At 61.9% G+C, this 18582-nt stretch carries 15 protein-coding genes and 1 pseudogene; 10 read left to right on the top strand and 6 right to left on the bottom strand.

Annotated elements, in window-relative coordinates:
- Window positions 1–379, top strand: a pseudogene (locus EOA36_RS06370) (UPF0104 family protein); the annotation flags it as partial.
- A 44-nt stretch (window positions 380–423) separates the two neighbouring features.
- Window positions 424–1428: a glycosyltransferase family 2 protein gene (locus tag EOA36_RS06365; RefSeq protein ID WP_210212407.1), complete on the top strand. Its 1005-nt coding sequence runs from the start codon at window positions 424–426 to the stop codon at window positions 1426–1428.
- 350 nt (window positions 1429–1778) lie between these two features.
- Here the strand turns inward: EOA36_RS06365 and EOA36_RS38090 are convergent, their stop codons facing one another.
- Both EOA36_RS38090 and EOA36_RS06355 read right to left on the bottom strand, forming a co-directional pair.
- On the bottom strand, window positions 1779–2039 hold the full coding sequence (locus tag EOA36_RS38090) for a hypothetical protein (protein WP_245464269.1): 261 nt from the start codon (window positions 2037–2039) through the stop codon (window positions 1779–1781).
- Window positions 2040–2469: 430 nt separating this feature from the next.
- Window positions 2470–4350, bottom strand: a complete 1881-nt coding sequence (locus EOA36_RS06355) for a cellulose synthase catalytic subunit (RefSeq protein WP_127276084.1) — start codon at window positions 4348–4350, stop codon at window positions 2470–2472.
- Window positions 4351–4969: 619 nt separating this feature from the next.
- On the opposite strand from EOA36_RS06355, the gene EOA36_RS06350 reads away from it, so the two are divergent.
- Window positions 4970–5893: a glycoside hydrolase family 26 protein gene (locus tag EOA36_RS06350; RefSeq protein ID WP_127276083.1), complete on the top strand. Its 924-nt coding sequence runs from the start codon at window positions 4970–4972 to the stop codon at window positions 5891–5893.
- A 132-nt stretch (window positions 5894–6025) separates the two neighbouring features.
- Window positions 6026–6544 (top strand): DUF995 domain-containing protein, encoded by a 519-nt coding sequence (locus tag EOA36_RS06345; protein ID WP_127276082.1) that lies wholly within the window; start codon window positions 6026–6028, stop codon window positions 6542–6544.
- A gap of 149 nt (window positions 6545–6693) precedes the next feature.
- Here the strand turns inward: EOA36_RS06345 and EOA36_RS06340 are convergent, their stop codons facing one another.
- Window positions 6694–7143 (bottom strand): DNA polymerase III subunit chi, encoded by a 450-nt coding sequence (locus tag EOA36_RS06340; protein ID WP_127276081.1) that lies wholly within the window; start codon window positions 7141–7143, stop codon window positions 6694–6696.
- A 9-nt stretch (window positions 7144–7152) separates the two neighbouring features.
- A complete protein-coding gene (locus EOA36_RS06335; RefSeq protein WP_127276080.1) occupies window positions 7153–8676 on the bottom strand; it encodes a leucyl aminopeptidase in 1524 nt (507 codons plus the stop codon).
- 364 nt (window positions 8677–9040) lie between these two features.
- Here EOA36_RS06335 and lptF point away from each other — a divergent pair, with 364 nt between their 5' ends.
- From lptF to rsmA, 6 genes are all read left to right on the top strand, one after another.
- Window positions 9041–10243, top strand: a complete 1203-nt coding sequence (gene lptF, locus EOA36_RS06330; RefSeq protein WP_127276079.1) for an LPS export ABC transporter permease LptF — start codon at window positions 9041–9043, stop codon at window positions 10241–10243.
- On the top strand, window positions 10240–11325 hold the full coding sequence (gene lptG / locus EOA36_RS06325) for an LPS export ABC transporter permease LptG (RefSeq protein ID WP_189343640.1): 1086 nt from the start codon (window positions 10240–10242) through the stop codon (window positions 11323–11325). The genes lptF and lptG overlap by 4 nt, the downstream gene beginning before the upstream one ends.
- Window positions 11325–13769, top strand: a complete 2445-nt coding sequence (locus EOA36_RS06320) for an LPS-assembly protein LptD (RefSeq protein WP_189343619.1) — start codon at window positions 11325–11327, stop codon at window positions 13767–13769. The genes lptG and EOA36_RS06320 overlap by 1 nt, the downstream gene beginning before the upstream one ends.
- An 88-nt stretch (window positions 13770–13857) precedes the next feature.
- On the top strand, window positions 13858–14790 hold the full coding sequence (locus EOA36_RS06315) for a peptidylprolyl isomerase (RefSeq protein ID WP_167531199.1): 933 nt from the start codon (window positions 13858–13860) through the stop codon (window positions 14788–14790).
- A 13-nt stretch (window positions 14791–14803) separates the two neighbouring features.
- Window positions 14804–15820: a 4-hydroxythreonine-4-phosphate dehydrogenase PdxA gene (gene pdxA, locus EOA36_RS06310; RefSeq protein ID WP_189553134.1), complete on the top strand. Its 1017-nt coding sequence runs from the start codon at window positions 14804–14806 to the stop codon at window positions 15818–15820.
- Window positions 15821–15845: 25 nt separating this feature from the next.
- Window positions 15846–16679 (top strand): 16S rRNA (adenine(1518)-N(6)/adenine(1519)-N(6))-dimethyltransferase RsmA, encoded by an 834-nt coding sequence (gene rsmA / locus EOA36_RS06305; protein WP_127276074.1) that lies wholly within the window; start codon window positions 15846–15848, stop codon window positions 16677–16679.
- A 138-nt stretch (window positions 16680–16817) separates the two neighbouring features.
- On the opposite strand, the gene gmk is transcribed toward rsmA, so the two are convergent.
- Both gmk and EOA36_RS06295 read right to left on the bottom strand, forming a co-directional pair.
- Window positions 16818–17474, bottom strand: a complete 657-nt coding sequence (gene gmk, locus EOA36_RS06300) for a guanylate kinase (protein ID WP_027053294.1) — start codon at window positions 17472–17474, stop codon at window positions 16818–16820.
- A gap of 21 nt (window positions 17475–17495) precedes the next feature.
- Window positions 17496–18386: a YicC/YloC family endoribonuclease gene (locus tag EOA36_RS06295; protein ID WP_127276073.1), complete on the bottom strand. Its 891-nt coding sequence runs from the start codon at window positions 18384–18386 to the stop codon at window positions 17496–17498.
- Window positions 18387–18582 lie beyond the last annotated feature (196 nt).

The raw sequence follows: 18582 nt of genomic DNA, 5'->3' as shown, positions 1-18582 counted from the left end.
GGCGTCGGGGCGCTCGCGCTACGGCTGGTGGTGGACGATCGCCAACTGGTCGCTGAAGCTCGCCGTGCAGGGATGGCTGCTGGCGCTGATACTTGGCACATCGTTCACCACCGCCTTTCCAGGCGTCGTCGGCGCCGAAGGCGCCGCGATATTGCCGGTGCAAGGCGTCGCCGGTTTCGGCACCTACGAAGCGGCGGCGGCGGCGGCGCTGCTGACTTCCGGAATTGCGATGAAGAGCGGCTTGCAGGCGGCGCTGGCATTGCACCTCTTCATCCTGTGCTCAGCTGTCGTCACGGGCGCGATTGCCTGGCTGTTTCCCTCGAAATCGACGCTGCCGGGGAACCCGGCCGCCGGATCTGCAAGGAAGCCATCCCTATGACCGTATTACCTATCCCTGCTTCGGGACTGCCCGACGGCGCGGTGATGCCGGACCATACGCTGTCCATCGTCGTGCCCATGTATAACGAGGCCGAAAACGTCGAGCCGCTGCTGGCGCGGATTCACCAGGCCATGGAACATTATGGCCAGCCATGGGAGGTCGTGCTGGTCGATGACGGCAGCACCGACGCGACCGTGAGCGAGATCAGGCGCCTGGCGGCGCAATACGGCCCGCATGTGCATTCGGTCGAGCTGGTGCGCAACTACAAGCAGACCGCCGCCATGCAGGCCGGCATAGACGCGGCACGCGGCGACGTCATCGCCACGATCGACGGCGACCTGCAGAACGATCCCTACGACATTCCGCGCATGGTCTACCGCTTGCTGAGCGAGGATCTCGACCTGGTGGTCGGCTGGCGCAAGGATCGCCAGGAAGGGTTTTTTATGCGCCGGCTCCCCTCGCGCATCGCCAACGCGTTGATCGCGCGTGTCACCGGCGTGCGCCTCAAGGATTATGGCTGCAGCCTCAAGGTCTATCGCGGCACCGTCATCCGCAGCGTCAAGCTCTATGGCGAGATGCACCGCTTCATCCCGGCATGGCTGGCCACGGTGACGACCCCACGACGCATCGCACAAGAGGTGGTGACGCATCACGCCCGCATTCACGGTCAGTCCAAATACGGGATTTCGCGCACCTTCAGGGTCGTGCTCGATCTGGTGTTCATGTATTTTTTCATGCGCTATCGCACCCGGCCCGGTCATTTCTTCGGTGGTATCGGCATCGTGCTCGGCGCGCTGGGTTCGCTGATCCTTGCCTATCTGCTTTGTCTGAAGGTGTTTTTCGAGGAAGCCATCGGAACACGGCCGATGCTGTTCACCGGCTTCTTCCTGCTGATCGCCGGGGTGCAGATGGTGACGTCGGGCGTGCTGGCGGAAATGCTGGCACGCGTCTATCACGAAGCGAACGGATCGTCGGCCTACGTCGCGCGGCCGCGGTCGGCGCCGGAAGACAATGATAGCGGCTGGCACCGCCCCGCCCGTTTGTCGTGACGTGATCGGAATACCGGACAGGGATTTCGGTTTCAGGCGGAAAGTGCCGATCGAGGGACAGAATGGCAGCGTCCGCCGATTGCCATCGCCAGGAATGGCGACCGCGGGCAAGAGATCAGGCGCAATCCCTCGCCAACCTCTTGCCCTCGGCTCGCGCCCCCCGCGAGGAACGGAGCGGCGGCTGCATAAGTCAAATCACGCCGCCACTTCCAGGTCTGACGCCCTAGAACGGTTCACAGTTTCAAAGAGGACGCCGAACCAATCCATCTCTTTGTTCCAGGCAGTTTCGCAAGGGCAAGCGCTACGCGCTTGTCCCGGGAAAACCGTTACACACTGTTCCCGTAATTGCTTCAGTACCGCGAACGGCAGCTGGCGCGCTGGCCAAAGCCGCTCGGGCCGCAAATCCAGGGAGAGTGACCGAGCAACGGCCCGCTATTGCCCAAACTGTAGGAAACCTTCACGGGCGCCGTCTTGCCGATCCGCTGCGGCCGGACGAAAGCCGCATAGGCCTCCTCTCTCGTGCGTGTCACGCTGGTGATCCGCGTGAGCGATTTGCGATCGACCAGATGCAACCGTTTCTTCTGGACGTAGTGAGCCTTCTGGCCAAGCATATGAGCCTCCGGCCTGGTGCTGATCGAGCCGGTCTTGGTCGCATCCATACTCTGACAACCGGACACCATCGAGATCAATGCAACAGCTGCGAATGCACAGGCATATTTCTTGCCGATCCTTGGCCAATTTCCAATATATGTTTTCATCGACGTCCCCTGCAAAAACATAAGCCACTGGAGCGCGGGGATATATTGTCGGTTATTTTGTGTTCCGCGCCACGCTAGCAGCCTCACGCCGCTCGCATCATGATCTTATATTAGGGGATACTTATTAAGAATCGCGCAAGCGACATGATGAGCGCGGTCTGTCCGCACTCGATCGGATATTATTAAAACTGAATCTATTGAGACTGCGCCGGGGTTGCGCGGACGGCCGCCGGCTCACAAGGCGAATGTTCCGGGAAGCGTTGTCGCGCGCGCCTCTTCAACGTCAGCGCGGCGTTTCCCAACCCGGATCGAAGTAGAAATTGCGGGCACCGATATTACCCTGGCCGGCGCCGGAAATCACATAGGCTATGCGCACGATGCGCAAGCCGCCGGCGCCCTGCTGCAATCCGTAGACGCCTTCCATGCCGCGATCGTAGAAGCCCACGGCCGGCACGGCGAGCGCCAGCACGGCGAGCGAGGCCTGCAAGGTCATCTTCGCGGCATTGGCGCGCAACGGGATCTTGTTCTCGATGACGTGTCTTGAAACGATCACCACCACCAAAAGCCCATAGAGGAATGCATTGAACGCCGCGAACCAGAAAAAGCCGGTCGCGTCGAAAGGGTGCTCAATTATCAACACGGGCAGTGCCGCGCCGATGGCCAGCGCCACATAGGGAACGAAGGCGCGGACCGGCAACAGGCTTTTGGGACCGCTGCCCTTGGGGGTGACACGGAAATCGACGAAGGATTTGGTCAGATAATCGCGCAGCGACGATAGCGTGCCGGCCAGTACCCAAGGCCAGCGTGCGAAGAAAAGAAACAGCGTGCCTTCCCAGCTTATCGTCTTGGCCGTCAGCGGCCGAGAGAGGCCGAATGCCTTCAGCATCATGACCAGGCCCACCAGAGCAACGGCGTTGGGCAGATAGTGAAGAAGGAAGTCGGCATACATGACGTTGGCGAAGTTGCGCCCGGTGAAGAGCGCATACATCGGCATGACGTACATCAGCAATGCGAAGATGGCGAACAGTGGATACCAGAGCTGGCAGAACAGGAACTGAAACTTCAGCCTCCAGGGCAATTTGGGAAAATATGTGGGCGAGTATTCGAGCAGGATCGTCATCAGGCTGCGCGACCACTGGAATTCCTGGGTGACGAGATCGGCAAAGGTCTGCGGGCCGTCGCCATGGGCGATGGCGTCGAGCGCATGCACGCCGCGCCACCCGGCGGCGTTGATCAGCATCGAGGTGGAGTGATCCTCGGCCAACTCCGGACCGAGACCGCCCGCCTGCCTCAGCGCCTTGGTTCGAACGGCATAGTGCGAGCCGATGCAAAGCGGCGCGCCGCCACCGGTATGGCCGGACTGCAAGGGCCCGTGAAACATCCCTTCTGGAAACAGCCGGCCACGCGCTGCCCAGCTTTCGGCGGCGTTGTTGTCGCAGATGCTCGGCGCCGAGACATAGCCGACCGCCGGATCGGCGAAAGGATAAAGGATTTCCCTGAGATAGGTTGGCGTCGGCCTGTGATCGGCATCCATCTGGGCGACGAAATCGTAGCGCTCATAACCGTAGTGGTCATAGAAGAACGCCAGGTTGCCCTCCTTGCAACGGGTGCGGCGCGGCCAAGTCTTGCGGTGGTAGTCTTCCCTTCCGCGCCGCGTCGAAATGAACACGCCGTGGGCATCGCACCAGCGAACCGTCTCCTCGGACGGGTCCTCGTCGGCCAGCCAGGTGTCATGCGGATAGTCCTGCGTAAGCATTGCTTCCAAGGTGCGCGCAACCACGGCGAACGGTTCGGACGGCGCCTTGGTCACCACCATGGCGACCCGCGAGCGCTTCGGGATGCTGGCAAGCTTGGATGGCTTCCTCGAAGCGTGCACGTTGAGCAGAAAATACATCGGCATCAAGGTCAGCCAGGCCAGCACCAGCGTCGCAAAGATGTATGACCCGAGGTATCCGATATGGTCCGGCTTCAGCCACCAGATCCAGAAAAAGCCGAGAGTGACGAACCAGGAAGCCAGGCCGAGCCGCAGGATCCACTGCCGGACCGGAGACAATATGGGCACCAGGAAAGGAACCTGCGCCGCGGCGTTGGCGTGCATCCTCCCACGCGGCCGGGTCGGCCTGGTCTTGGGACTGATGATCCCTGCGTCCGCGGAAACACTCATACAACTACCGCCGCCACTCCGAGCATCAGCCGAACGACGGCCGACACGCTTTTCAGGTCGGCTTCAGAATCCCTCCACATCTCATTAGAGTCAACTAAATTAACCGATCCTTAACTAGCTTTCTTGAGAACTGGTTAACCTAACGCCTTTGAATCGCAGCAAGTATTCCGCCGAAGAGTCGCCGTCGACCCATGCCGGAATGATGAACCGCACCTTTTTTGCGCTTTGGAGAATTCGCCGGGGTCAAGGCGATCTGGAGGCTGCACCGCCGGGCAGCGTTAACCATGTTGCGAGCGCCAAGGTTAACCGATCGTTAATTGTTCTTGACTCTTGGTCCGGTCCGGCTCTTAAATTAGTCAGGGATGATATATCGGAATATTGACGCGATTTTGTGAGTATCGCGGCGAACTTTCTCTCTGAAGCTCCTCAGTGTCGGCGCCTTGAGAGATAATTGGGGTGCCCCCTTGCACAGGTGGGCACACCCGCCAATGGTCGCTCCGAAATCCCGCAGATTCCGCCAATAGACCCGATCGGTGTTGGGTAGTCGTGTCGATCAGGCATCGATGCGGCGGGCGAAGCCTTGGCTTCCATGGGGAGCTAAGGCCATAGGAGGGCAACGATGAAACACTCCGCAGCAAATGTACTTGTAGTCGCGCTGGCTTTGGGCGGAAGTGCCGCGTTTCCTTCCGCGGGAGGCGCCGGTTCCGCCCCCGCGACAGACCCCGTCCAGACGAGCAGCGCCGCGTCGGCATTCGGCTCGTACGATCCGTATGGCGATTTCACCAATGACAAGACCGCCAGCATCGAGGAACTGTTCCTGCCTTGGGAAGATGTCGATCTATCGACGCTGCCTCTGGCAGACACCTATGCCCAGGAGCGCGGTCGCTCGCTGTTGATCACGATCGAGCCGTGGACCTGGTCGAAGGACTGGCGCATCACGCCGCCCGAACTGCGTGACGGCATATTGGGCGGCAGGTATGATGCCAATATGCAGGCGATCTGTGGCCTGGTGGGACAGATGAAAAGCCCGGTAACCATTCGCTGGGCGCAGGAAATGGAAGACAAGAACGGCCGCTTCACCTGGGCCAACTGGGCTCCCAAGGACTGGATCTCAGCTTACAAGCGCGAAGTCGATATCTGCCGCAAGGCGGCCCCCGCGGCCAAATACATGTGGTCGCCCAAAGGTGAAGAAGGCCTGGAAAAATACTACCCCGGTGACGACTATGTCGACGTGATCGGCCTGTCGGTGTTCGGCCTGCAGAAAAAGGACAATGACGAGGCCGGTCGCGACCGTACGTTCGCCGAGATGCTGAAACCCGGCTATGACCGCGTGGCGGGTTTCAACAAGCCGATCGTGGTGGCGGAACTCGGCTATGTCGGCAAGCAGGACTATGTTTCGAAGTGGCAGGACGATTCCCGCAAGTCCTATGCGGAGTTCCCGGCGCTCACGTCCGTTGTCTACTTCAACCAGAAAGAAGTGTGGCCGTGGCTGGGGGGCTATGGTCTGCCCGATTGGAGGGTGACCCAGCACGTCCTGCCGTAGACGCATCGTTCGATGCGTCCCGACACGATCGGGATGGATCTCCATCTTTCTTGTTTGATTGGCATCCATGCCGGACCAGTGTTTCGGCATGATGGTTGAGGCGTGGCGTGAATCAGTCTGTGGAGTAGTTCCGTGAAACGAGTGCTGGGTAATTGTGTCGGAGCGGCGTTCGCCTGCTCCGTTCTTGCTCTTGCCTTACAGGTCCCTGCGACAGCCGAGACAGCGACCAAAATCGCCGAGCAGGCGCAAAAGGGCGCCGTGGTGCCCGACGAAGGCGTCTACCAAATCTATCAGAACCATTCGTGGATGTGGGGCAATCACGGGGCCGCGTTCTTTGCCGTCAGGCAGCGGCAATTCAACGCCTGGTCGACCGAAAAGGGCCAGCCGGGCTATGGCGACGGGACATGGTTCATCCCCGGCGGCGGCAAGTTGTGCTACCGCGCGCAATGGCACGGCGCCTGGGGCGTTAAGGGCTCCATGACCTGCTTCGAGCATCGCCAGACCGGCAAGGCGATCTACAAGCGCAAATCGCCTGATGGCGAATGGTACGTTTTCAGGAGCCCGCATCGGAACCGCTCGGACGAGTTCATGAAATTGAAATACGGCGACTACGTCACCAGGAAACAGAACCGAATCAAGGCAAGACTCTAGAACTGTCATCCGCGACGCTGGGCTGGAGATGCTCATCGTTTCGGGGAAACGCCGAACGGCTCCAGCCCTTGGTTCTTACGCACCTCCCTATGGAGTGCGCTACGCGCTTTCCCTGGATAGGTGCACAGTTTTCCTGGAATTGCTCTAAACTAGGCCTTGCGTTCCCAGCGGCGGTCTGACGTCTGCTGCCAGTAGGTCACGGCGTGGCCCGCGTCCTTCATCGTCTTCCAATGCGCCCGGGCCATCTCGACCTGGGCCGCGTCATGGCCATCGAACAGGAAAACCGCACGCTCGTAACCGCCGAGGTCGGGCGGGGCGGCGCCGTCGACCAGGAACCTGATTTTGGCCTCGTTGGGGTTGCCGGCGCCGGTGGTCAGCAGGATTGGCTGTTCAGTTGGGTAGGCTTCGCGATCGGTCGCGTGCGCCAGGAAGGAATCATCGCGGAAAGTCCACAGATGCTGGTCGAGCGCGTCTCGCCGTTCCTCGGTGCCGGTCTGCACCACGGCGCGCCAGCCGCGATCGACGCTGCGCTCGAGCAGCCCCGGAAGCGCATCCTCCAGGGTCGATTCGGTCAGATGGTAGAACAGCACATCGGCCATGGATCGACGTCAGCTTTCGTAGTGATCACGCACCAGCCGGTCCAGCAGCCGTACGCCGAAACCCGAACCCCACGACTGGTTGATCTCGTTCAATGGCGAGCCCATCGCGGTACCGGCAATGTCGAGATGTGCCCAGGGCGTGTCCTTGACGAAGCGCTGCAGGAACTGCGCGGCGATGATCGCGCCGCCGTAGCGGCCACCGATGTTCTTCATGTCGGCATTCTTGGAATCGATCAGCTTGTCGTATTCGGCGCCGAGCGGCATGCGCCACAGCCGTTCCTGCGTTGACTGTCCGGCCGCGGTCAGCCTTTGCGCCAGTTCGTCGTTGTTGGAGAACAGGCCCGCATAATGCAGGCCGAGCGCAACCATGATGGCGCCGGTCAGCGTCGCCAGGTTGACCATGAATTTCGGCTGGAAGCGGTCGTTGCAGTACCACAGCGCGTCGGCCAGGACGAGGCGCCCCTCCGCGTCGGTGTTGAGCACCTCGATGGTCTGTCCCGACATCGAGGTGACGATGTCGCCCGGGCGCTGCGCATAACCGTCGACCGCGTTTTCGACAAGACCGATGATGCCGACGACATTGGCCTTGGCTTTGCGCGCGGCGAGCGCGTGCATCAACCCGGTCACGGCGGCAGCGCCACCCATGTCGCCCTTCATGTCCTCCATGCCGGACGCCGGCTTGATCGAATTGCCGCCGGTGTCGAACGTAACGCCCTTGCCGACGAAGGCGACCGGGCTGTCCTTGGGCTTGCCGCCGTTCCATTGCATGACCGCCATACGGGCGCCACGCGGCGAGCCCTGCGCGACACCGAGCAGCGAGCCCATGCCGAGCTTCTTCATCTCCTTTTCGGCCAGGATCTCGACCTTGACGCCAAGCGCCTCGAGTTCCTTGGCGCGGGCGGCGAATTCGACTGGTCCCAGCACGTTTGCCGGTTCGTTGACCAGATCGCGCGCCAGAAGCACACCGTCGATCACCGCCTCGGCATCGGCGAAGGCTTTCTTGGCGCCCACCGGATCGGCGGTATGGATGGTCACCTTGACCGGCTTTTTCGGATCGGCCTTGCCGCTGCCCTGGCCGTCGTCCTTATCCTTCCTGGTCTTGTACTTGTCGAAGGAATAGCCGCGCAAGAGAATGCCGGCCGCAAGGTTCGCGGCGTCCTTGCCATCGGGCGAGGCACCGGCCAGGTCGAGCACCACGGCCACGTCGGTTGCCTTGCGCAGCGATGCCGCAATGGTGCCGCCGAGCTTCAGCCAGGCATACTCGTCGAGCCCCGACACCCTGCCTGCGCCGACCGCGACCAACCTGTCGAGCGATGTTGCCTCCGGCGCCAGGATTTCGACAGCGCCGGCGAACTTGCCGGTAAATTCGGCGACCGGGAAAGCCCGATCCAGCGTCTTGCCCGGATCGTAAGCCCTGGCCATATCGCTCAGGCCACCGTCATCCGCCGACAGCACGAAGACCGTGCCCTTTCTGTTCGCCGCCGTCTGGGGCGCGGCGAATTTTGCAAAGGCGATCGACGGTCTCGGGTTCATCATGTCCTGCTTTCGGGGATTGCGCGATGATGCGCGAAGCGGTTTGAAGCGATCCGCGACATTTGGTCGTTTTCCGGCATTTGGCAAGACTTTGCCAAAATGGCTACCCATATGAGACATGGAATCGATGGCGATTCGTCGCGGAACGGCTCCGCTTCATGCCGCAACCTGTTGTTAACCATCGATGTTCGTCCTTTCTTATCCATTGCCGCCGACACTCCGGCCTACTGCGGCACGCGACGTGGGACGGGAACCGGATCGCCTGCCTAATGCAGCCCAACGGAGCCAGTTGTGCGGGCGTCGCCGGACAGCTACCCTTAGCGTGGTGGCATGATGCCGTTCGAGAAAATCGAGTAAAGCCTTCATGAAGGTCGTTGAACGCTACATCATGCGCCGCACTTTCGTGGTCTTCCTGGCAGCACTGGTCTGGACGCTGGCCATCGTGTGGACGACGCAGGTGTTGGCCAAGATCAACCTGGTCACCGACAGCGGTCAGTCAGCTTTGACCTTCTTCGAGGTCGCGTCCCTTATTCTCCCCTCCATCGTTCCGATCGTCGTGCCTTTCGCGCTCGTGGTGGCGGTCGCCCAGACGCTCAGTGTGATGAATTCGGATTCGGAACTCGCGGTGGTCAATGCATCGGGAGCCTCACGATGGACCATCGTGCGGCCGATCATGCTGCTGGCGCTGGCCGCCAGCGTCTTTTCGTTCGCCGTGGACAACGGCATCGACCCCTATGCACGACAGAAGAACCGCGCCCTGGTGGCGGAGTCGCGCGCCGACCTTTTGTCGCTGATCATCCAGGAAGGCACCTTCCGCAAGATCGAGGACGGACTGTTCCTGCAGATTGGCGAGCGGCTTCCCGACAACCGGCTGGGTGGCATCTTCGTCGCCGATTCGCGCGAGGAAGGCGTCAATCTCGTCTATTATGCCAAGACCGGCAGCATCATCGAACGCGGCGGCGAAAAGGTGCTGATGATGAATGATGGCGTCATCCATCGCAAAACGCTGACGGGCGACCTCAGTGTCATCCGGTTCACGTCCTATGCCTTCGACATGTCGGCCTTCATGTCGGCGGCCAACCAGGTGACGCTCCTGCCAAAGGACCAGACCACCCAATACCTGCTCAATCCAAGTCCTAACGACAAGAATTACCAGCAAAGTCCCCAGGAGTACCGGGCCGAGGTCGACCAGCGGTTTTCGGAATGGACCTACTCCATGGTTTTTGCGCTGATCGCGCTCGCGGTGGCGGGAGACGCGCGTTCGCATCGCGAGGCGCGCGTCAATCCGCTGATCACCGCCATCGCGATATCGCTGTTCGTGCGCTGGCTGGGTTTCTTCGCCGCCAGCAAGGCCGATGAGGTCCCGCAATATGCCTACATGGTCTATGGCGTGCCGATCGTGGCTTCCGCGGTGGCGATCTGGTTCATCGTATCGAACCGGACCATGGAACTGCCGGTTGCCTGGGCGGACTGGATGACAAACCTGGCCAGCCGAATCGGTGATGGCTGGAATGCCCTCAAATTGCGTCTCTCCAGGCGCGACACCTCAGGCCAGGGGGTCGGCTGATGGGCTGGACTCTGGGTCGATATTTCTTCTTCCGCTACGTGGCGATCACGATCTGGTTCTTCCTCGGCCTTCTGGCACTGGTATTCCTTATCGATTTCACCGAACTGTCCGGCCGCACCACCGGCCTGCCAGGGTTCACCTATGGCACGGCGATGGCCATTTCCGGCCTTCGAATGCCCATGATCATGCTGCAGACGGTGCCGTTTGTCGGCTTGTTCTCGGCGATGGCGACGCTGGTTTCGCTCAACCGGCGGTACGAACTTGTCATCGCGCGGTCCGCGGGCGTTTCCGCCTGGCAGTTCCTTTTGCCGTGCTGCATCGGCGCACTGCTGTTCGGCGCCGTCTCGGTCGGAATCATCAACCCGCTCGCCGCGCACGCCTTCTCCTTGTCCGAACAGATCGAGACGCAGCTGCGCTCCGGCAAATCCAACACGGTTTCGGCCGACGCCGCTCCCTGGATTCGCCAGAAAACCAGTTCCGGCGATACTATCATCGGCGCGCGGGCCATCCTCGACCAGGGTCTGGAGATGGCCGACGCGGTCTTTTTCATCCTCGACCAGCAAGGCAATATCGTCGAGCGCAAGGATGCGGCGCGTGCTTACCTGCGCGACGGTTATTGGGAATTGCAGGATGTGAAGATCTTCAGGAACGGCACCATCCAGCCCGTCGCGAACGATCGTGTGCCGACCAATCTGAAGCCGGAATTCGTGCAGGAGCGGCTGGCACGCCCGGAGACAATTCCCTTCTATGACCTGCCCGGAAAAATCGAGGTTGCCCGTTCCTTCGGCCTCAAGGCAAATGCCTTTGCCATGCAGTTTGATTCGCTGGTGGCGTTGCCGTTTCTCCTCGTCGCCATGACGCTGATTGCGGCAACAGTTTCAATGCGATTTGCGCGAATGGGGCAGTCGGCAACGATGATTCTGGGTGGCGTCGTTGCCGGGTTTCTGCTTTATGTCGTTTCGGTGCTGGTGAAGGCGTTCGGCGTGGCGGGGTTCGTGCCGACTGCCATAGCCGCCTGGGTGCCGGTCGTGGTAGCTATGTTCTTCGGGGTGACTTTCCTGCTATACAAGGAAGACGGCTAGTGAGGGAGGCGTTTTTGCCCAGCGACAGGCAGGCCCGTTTGGCGCGCCTCTATGCGGCGAGCGCCTTGGCGTGCCTGGTCGCCTGCGGCGTCCCGCTGCCGGCGTTCGCGCAGGATGTCGGCAACATGGCGACCACGGTTCCGTCCGGCTCGCAGATGCTGCTCGCCGCCGACACGCTGGAATACAACAACGACAACCAGACGGTGACCGCCATCGGCGGCGTGCAGATCGACTATGGCGGCAACCGCCTCGTCGCCCAGAAGGTCGTGTACAACCGCAACACCAAGCGAATGGTTGCCAGCGGCAATGTCGAGATCGTCAACAGCGACGGCACCAAGATCAATTCGCAGCACATCGACATCACCGACGATTTCGCAGACGGCTTCGTCAACGCGCTGCGCGTTGAAACCGTCGACAAGGCCTATTTCGCCGCCGAAAGCGCCGAACGCATGGGCGGCGTGCTGACCACCTTCCACAATGGTGTCTACACTGCCTGCGAACCATGCGAAGACAAGCCCGACAAGGCGCCGACATGGCGCGTCAAAGCCAGAAAGATCATCTGGAACGGCGAGAAGAAGACGGTTCGCTTCGAGAACGCGAATTTCGAGTTCTTCGGGTTTCCGCTGGCCTACTTGCCGGCGTTCGAGATCGCCGACCCGACGGTGAAGCGCAAGAGCGGCTTCCTGATCCCCAGTATCGGCTACAACAGTCACTTGGGGTACAGCGTCAAGATCCCCTACTATTTCGCCCTTTCGCCGACATATGACCTGACGGTGACCGGAAGCGGCTACACCAAGCAGGGCTTCCTCGGCGAAGCCGAATGGCGCCAGCGCTTCAACAATGGCGAATACACTTTCAAGATCGCCGGCATTCAGCAGCAGGATCCGGACGCCTTCATCGACGGCGCGGCATTCCCCTCGACCGCTGGTCACAATATCGATTCCGGCGCGGTGGGCGATCCGAACAAGTTCCGCGGCATGATGGGCACGCAGGGGCAGTTCGCGATCAACGAACGCTGGAATTTCGGCTGGGACGTGTTGCTGCAGACCGACAAGAACTTCTCCAACACCTACAACATCGCCAAGTACAATGCCTACGTTCACCAGTCGTCCGTCTACCTGACCGGCCTTAATGACCGTAATTATTTCGACGTGCGCGCCATGCATTTCGAGGTCCAGGAAGATACGCCCAACGAAAATGCCGCGGCGCGAAGCGGCCAGCAGCCTTGGGTGCTGCCCTCGCTCGACTATGCCTATATCCCCGACACATCGGTCGCCGGCGGCCAGTTGTCGTTCAACGTAAATACGCGAGTCATTCGCCGCGAAGATCTTGACGAAGCTTTCAACACGCCATACGATTCTGCCACGCCGGCACAGCGTGTCCGTGGCATAGAGGGCGAGTCTGGCAGACTCACCACCGAAGCCGAATGGAAGCGGACATTCGTTACCGATGATGGGCTGGTATTGACACCACTGCTGGCATTCCAGGGCGATGTTGACTACGTCCGCGCGTCATCGGCTTCGCTCGCGGCCATTCAGGAGATGGCCGCCAACCCTGACATACATACCAGCGAAGACATGCGCTCGTCCTTCGCACGCTACATGGCGACCGCCGGGCTCGAGATGAGCTGGCCGCTGTTGTTCTCGCTGGCCAGCGGGTCGAGCCACGTTGTCGAGCCGATGGCTCAGGTGTTCCTGCGCCCGAACGAACAGTATGTCGGCGGCCTCTCCATTCCGAACGAAGACGCTCAAAGCATGGTTTTCGATGCAACCACGCTGTTCGAACGCGACAAGTTCTCCGGTTACGACCGCATCGAGGGCGGCTCGCGTGCCAATGTCGGCCTGCGCTATTCCGGCTCCTACATCAACGGCTGGGGCACCAATGCGATCTTCGGCCAGTCCTATCAGATTGGCGGCGAAAACTCCTTTGCGGCACCCGATCTGGTCAATGTCGGCGCAAATTCAGGGCTTGAGACGACCAAGTCCGACTATGTCGGCCTGTTTGGCATAACCAGCCCCAATGGCTTCGCGGCCTCCGTCAGCGGCCGTTTCGACGAACAGAGCTTCGAGATCCGCCGCGCCGAGCTGAAAGCTGCTTATTCCGGCCTGCCGGTGTCGTTGAGCGCCAAGTATGCCTTCATCCAGGCCCAGCCGCTCTATGGGTTCACGACCGACCGTCACGAGGTCACGCTCGGCGCATCGACACATCTTGCCGAGAACTGGCGCGTGTTCGGAACAGGAACCTACGATTTGCAGGAGGGCCTGCTGGTCAAGGACGGGGTGGGCTTCGCCTACAACGATTCCTGCTTCACCTATCTGATGACGTACGCGCAGTCGCGTGACCTGAACACCAGGGAAGTGACGCAGAGCATCGGATTCAACCTGTCGTTCCGCACCCTCGGCGACTTCGGCTCGTCGACCAACGCAATCGACACCATCCAATAAGCGGCGACATCGTTTCGCCGCATAGGGCTGGCACGGATTCGCGTATCCGGAAGGGGACGGAATTGGGCGGAGCCGGAATAGAATTGGGATGCCAACGATGAGGAAATACCTCTTTTCAGCAGGGTTCGCGTTGCTTGTGGCGGCGACATCCCTGTCGATGACCGTGATGACGCCGCCGGCTTTCGCCAGCGAGATCAAATACGTCGTCAACGACATAGCAATCACCAGTGGTGACATCGCCCATCGTGCCGCCTTCCTGAAGCTGCAACACAAGAAGGGCGACGCTGCCCAGGAAATGATCGACCAGACGCTGCGCCTCGCCGAGGCCAGACGGCTTGGCATCCGTATCAGCGATGCCCAGGTTGAGGCCGCCTATCAGCGCTTTGCCACCAACAACAAGATGCAGCTCGGCCAGCTCGACGGCGTCATGGAAAAATCCGGCGTCAGCAAGGACCATTTCAAGGAGTTCATTCGTGCCCAGATGGCATGGAACCAAGCCTTGAGCGCGCGTTACCGCTCCGGTGAAGGTGGCAGCGTGACCGAACAGGACGCGGTGCGGCGCATGCTTGACAAGGGCGGCGCCAAGCCGAGCGCCATGGAATACATGCTGCAGCAGGTCATCTTCGTCGTGCCAGCGGCCGAACGCAGCGCGACACTGGCCAAGCGCAAGCGCGAGGCCGATGCCATGCGTGCCCGCTTCAACGGCTGCAACACGACACGCGAGTTCGCCAAGGGCCTGATCGACGTCACCGTTCGCGACCTCGGCCGGATTCTGGCGCCGCAACTACCGCCGGACTGGGCCGAGCAGATCAAGGCGACCAAGGTCGGTGGCGCCACCGTCACGCGCGAGACCGAACGCGGCGTCGAATTCATCGGCATCTGCTCGTCGCGCGAAGTGTCCGACGACAAGACGGCACAGATGGTATTCCAGAGCGAAGGCTCCAACGACAAGGCCGCCGACGATCTCAGCAAGAAATATGTTGACGAGCTGAAGGCTAAAGCCCGCATCGTCAAGCGCTGACGTGGGCCGCGCGATGACCGCGCTGGCGTTGAGCGTCGGCGATCCGTCCGGTATCGGCCCTGAAATCGCCATCGCCGGCTTCCTTGCGCGGGACGCCGTCGGCTTGCCCCCCTTCTACCTTCTGGCCGACCCGGCCGTGGTCGCGGCGCGCGCGCGCCACCTTGGCGTTTCGCTGCCTGTCCAGGAAGTGACGCCGGTGCAGGCGATCGAGGTCTTTGGCCGCGCCTTGCCGATCGTTCCCCTGACGGAGCGCTTCATCGACAGCCCCGGCCGGCCAGACCCCGCCAACGCAGCCGGCACCATCGAAGCGATCGACCGCGCGGTCGAGGCCTGCCTTGCCGGCGAGGCGGCCGCCGTGGTGACTTGCCCGATCGCCAAGAAGCCGCTCTATGATGCCGGCTTCCGTTTTCCCGGCCACACCGAATATCTGGCGCATCTGGCGGCTCGGCACAGCGGCGTCGAGGCGATGCCGGTGATGATGCTGGCAGGCCCGGACTTACGCACGGTTCCCGTAACCATCCACATCGCCCTGGCCGACGTGCCGAAGGCCCTGAGCACCGAATTGATCGTCGCGACCGCACGCATCACCGCGGCCGACCTTGCCGGCCGCTTCGGCATCGCCAGGCCTCGGCTCGCCATTGCCGGCCTCAATCCGCATGCCGGCGAAGGCGGCTCCATGGGCATGGAAGACGAGCATATCGTGCGCCCAGCGGTCGACACCCTGCGCGCTGAAGGCATCGATGCTTTCGGGCCCTTGCCCGCCGACACGCTGTTCCATGCCCGGGCGCGGGCAGGCTACGACGCCGCACTGTGCATGTATCACGACCAGGCGTTGATCCCGGCCAAGACGCTGGCCTTCGACGAAGCTGTCAACGTCACGCTGGGCCTGCCCTTCATCCGCACCTCCCCCGACCACGGCACCGCCTTCGACATCGCCGGCAAGGGCGTGGCGCGGCCGGACAGCCTGATAGCGGCGCTGAAGCTCGCCAGGAAGCTCGCCGACATCGACGCGAAGGCCGTCGCCGCATGAGTGCTTCCGCTTCCGGTCTTCGCGCATGAGCATCGATGGGCTGCCACCACTGCGCGACGTCATCGAGCGCCATGGGCTGCAGGCGAAAAAGGCTCTCGGCCAGAACTTCCTGCTCGATCTCAATCTGACCGGCAAGATCGCACGCAGCGCCGGCGACCTGGCAAATGCCACGGTGATCGAGGTCGGGCCCGGGCCTGGAGGGCTGACAAGGGCGCTGCTATCGAACGGCGCCCGCCGGGTCGTTGCCATCGAGCGCGACGAACGCTGCCTGGCTGCGCTTGCCGAAGTCTCCGCTCATTACCCCGGTCGGCTGGAGGTGATTTCGGGCGACGCGCTGAAGACCGACTTCGCGGCACTCGCCTCGGAGGCCGACCACGGTCCGGTCCGGATCGTGGCCAACCTGCCTTACAATATCGGCACGGAACTGCTGGTCCGATGGCTGACGGTCCCAAACTGGCCGCCCTACTACGCCTCGATGACGCTGATGTTCCAGCGTGAGGTCGCCCAGCGCATCGTGGCGGCACCCGACAGCGATGCCTATGGCAGGCTGGGCGTGCTCGCCGGCTGGCGCACGCAGGCCAGGATCGCCTTCGACGTCCCGCCTCAGGCCTTCACGCCGCCACCCAAGGTCACCTCTTCGGTGGTGCACCTGGAGCCGCGCACGACACCCCTGCCCGCCGATGTGAAGAAACTCGGCCGAGTCACGGAAGCCGCCTTCGGCCAACGCCGGAAGATGCTGCGCCAGAGCGTGAAAAGCCTCGGCGGCGAGGCCTTGCTCGAACGAGCGGGGATCGACCCGACGCGCAGGGCGGAAACACTCAGCGTCGAGGAGTTCGTGCGGCTGACCAATGCGGTCTAACTCCGCTCTCTCCGTTCACGGGGAGACGATGCCGGCAGGCAGATGAAGGGCAGTGCGAAGTTGCGAAGGTATGGTGCTGCCCCTCGTCCGGTCCTTCGGGCCACCTTCTCCCCGTTGACGGGAAGAAGGAAAGGGCGATCACACCGTTTTCTCGTCCAGCAATCCCGACACGAAATCGAAGAGACCCGGCCGGCGGTCGCGCCGCAGCCGCTCGGCAACGACGATGCCGCGCACTTCGGCGAAGGCACGGTCGAGATCGTCGTTGACGATGACGAAGTCATATTCCTTCCAGTGCTCGATCTCGTTGCGGGCGTTCTTCAGCCGCGTCTCGATCACCGCTTCCTGGTCCTCGGCGCGGCGCTTCAGCCGCGCCTTCAATTCTTTCATCGACGGAGGCAGGATGAAGATCGAGACGATGTCAGCGCGCATCTTCTCCTTGAGCTGCTGAGCGCCCTGCCAGTCAATGTCGAACAGCATGTCGCGGCCCTGCGCCAGCGCCAGTTCGGCCGGCTCGCGCGGTGTCGCGTAGCAATTGCCGTGCACCTCCGCCCATTCGAGGAGCGCGTCGGAATCGCGCAACCGCTCGAATTCGCGCATCGTGCGGAAGTGGTAGTGAACGCCCTCGATTTCCGAACCCCGGCGCGGCCTTGTGGTAACCGAGACCGACAGTTCAAGGCTTGAATCGCTCTCCAGAAGGTTGCGCGCGATCGTCGACTTGCCGGCCCCCGATGGAGACGACAGGACGAGCATCAACCCCCGGCGGCGGATGCGGGACCCCAAATCCCTGGGAACCATCGGTTCCTTGGCAACCATCGGCTACTCCAGATTCTGGACCTGTTCACGAAACTGGTCGACCACGGCCTTCAACTCCAGCCCAATCGCTGTGACTGTCGCGGCGTTCGACTTGGAGCACAGCGTATTTGATTCGCGGTTAAATTCCTGTGCCAGAAAATCGAGCTTGCGGCCGACCGCGCCGCCGCCCTCAAGCAAGGCCCGGCCAGACGCGACATGCGTTTTCAGCCGGTCGATCTCTTCGCGAATATCGGCCTTGGTGGCAAGGAACGCCGCCTCCATGTGCAGCCGGCTTGCATCCAGATTGGCGGATGCGTCCATCAGCAGCCTGACCTGCTCGGCGATGCGTTCGCGGATCACCGCCGCATCGCGTGACGGGTCAGCTTCCGCGCGCAGGGTCAGCGTCTCGATAGTATCGACATGGCCGGACAAAAGCACGGCCAGTGCTGCGCCCTCACCGTGCCTGGCCTGTTCCAGGCCGTTCAGCGCCACGTCGAGCGCGGCCATGATGGCGGCGTCGAGTGCGGTCCGCGCCTCTTCGGTCTCGATGGTTTCAGGTACGTCGAGCACACCACGCAGCGACAGCAATCCGTCAGCCGTCGCGGGCGCGACGCCGAACTGCTCCTGCAGCCGCTTGGCCAGGCCGGCAAGATCCTTCAGAAACGCCTCGTTGACGATAGGTTGCGCCTGCGTGCCGGCGGCGCGGCCGATGGTCAGCGTCGCCTGGAAATTGCCGCGGGCGAAACGCTTCTGCAGCGTTTGCCTGACCACAGGTTCCAGCCGCTCGAATCCTTGGGGCAGCCGCAGTCGCACCTCGACGCTCTTGCCATTGACGGATTTGACTTCCCAGGCAATGGAGGTGCCGTCGTGCTCGGCGACGGCCCGCGCGAAACCGGTCATACTCTGCAAATTCATGTCGCCCGCACATCCCTGGCGCCTCACCCTGAAACCGGTTTTCCGGTAGGGCAAGCGCGGCTTAAAATGACTACGCCGCGAACGCGTCGAAATCGGACGCCTGGCGTTCTCTCAAATGTCAGGCCGCCGCCTTCCAGGCAACGCCTTTCTTCACATTACTGGGCCGCGCCCGCATCACCGCCGGCATCGCCATTGT

It is taken from the genome of Mesorhizobium sp. M8A.F.Ca.ET.021.01.1.1 (assembly GCF_003998025.1).
GTDB lineage: Bacteria > Pseudomonadota > Alphaproteobacteria > Rhizobiales > Rhizobiaceae > Mesorhizobium.
Note: the sequence above shows the minus strand (reverse complement) of the source record. Positions and strands in the feature narration are given on the sequence as shown.

Excerpts from the sequence above, each read along its gene's own strand:
- EOA36_RS06335 (WP_127276080.1), bottom strand. The coding sequence starts at position 8,676 with ATGAACCCGAGACCGTCGATCGCCTTTGCAAAATTCGCCGCGCCCCAG.
- EOA36_RS06350 (WP_127276083.1), top strand. The coding sequence starts at position 4,970 with ATGAAACACTCCGCAGCAAATGTACTTGTAGTCGCGCTGGCTTTGGGC.
- EOA36_RS06340 (WP_127276081.1), bottom strand. The coding sequence starts at position 7,143 with ATGGCCGATGTGCTGTTCTACCATCTGACCGAATCGACCCTGGAGGAT.
- EOA36_RS06365 (WP_210212407.1), top strand. The coding sequence starts at position 424 with ATGCCGGACCATACGCTGTCCATCGTCGTGCCCATGTATAACGAGGCC.
- EOA36_RS06295 (WP_127276073.1), bottom strand. The coding sequence starts at position 18,386 with ATGAATTTGCAGAGTATGACCGGTTTCGCGCGGGCCGTCGCCGAGCAC.
- EOA36_RS38090 (WP_245464269.1), bottom strand. The coding sequence starts at position 2,039 with ATGCTTGGCCAGAAGGCTCACTACGTCCAGAAGAAACGGTTGCATCTG.
- EOA36_RS06355 (WP_127276084.1), bottom strand. The coding sequence starts at position 4,350 with ATGAGTGTTTCCGCGGACGCAGGGATCATCAGTCCCAAGACCAGGCCG.
- gmk (WP_027053294.1), bottom strand. The coding sequence starts at position 17,474 with ATGGTTCCCAGGGATTTGGGGTCCCGCATCCGCCGCCGGGGGTTGATG.
- lptF (WP_127276079.1), top strand. The coding sequence starts at position 9,041 with ATGAAGGTCGTTGAACGCTACATCATGCGCCGCACTTTCGTGGTCTTC.
- pdxA (WP_189553134.1), top strand. The coding sequence starts at position 14,804 with ATGACCGCGCTGGCGTTGAGCGTCGGCGATCCGTCCGGTATCGGCCCT.
- EOA36_RS06315 (WP_167531199.1), top strand. The coding sequence starts at position 13,858 with ATGCCAACGATGAGGAAATACCTCTTTTCAGCAGGGTTCGCGTTGCTT.
- rsmA (WP_127276074.1), top strand. The coding sequence starts at position 15,846 with ATGAGCATCGATGGGCTGCCACCACTGCGCGACGTCATCGAGCGCCAT.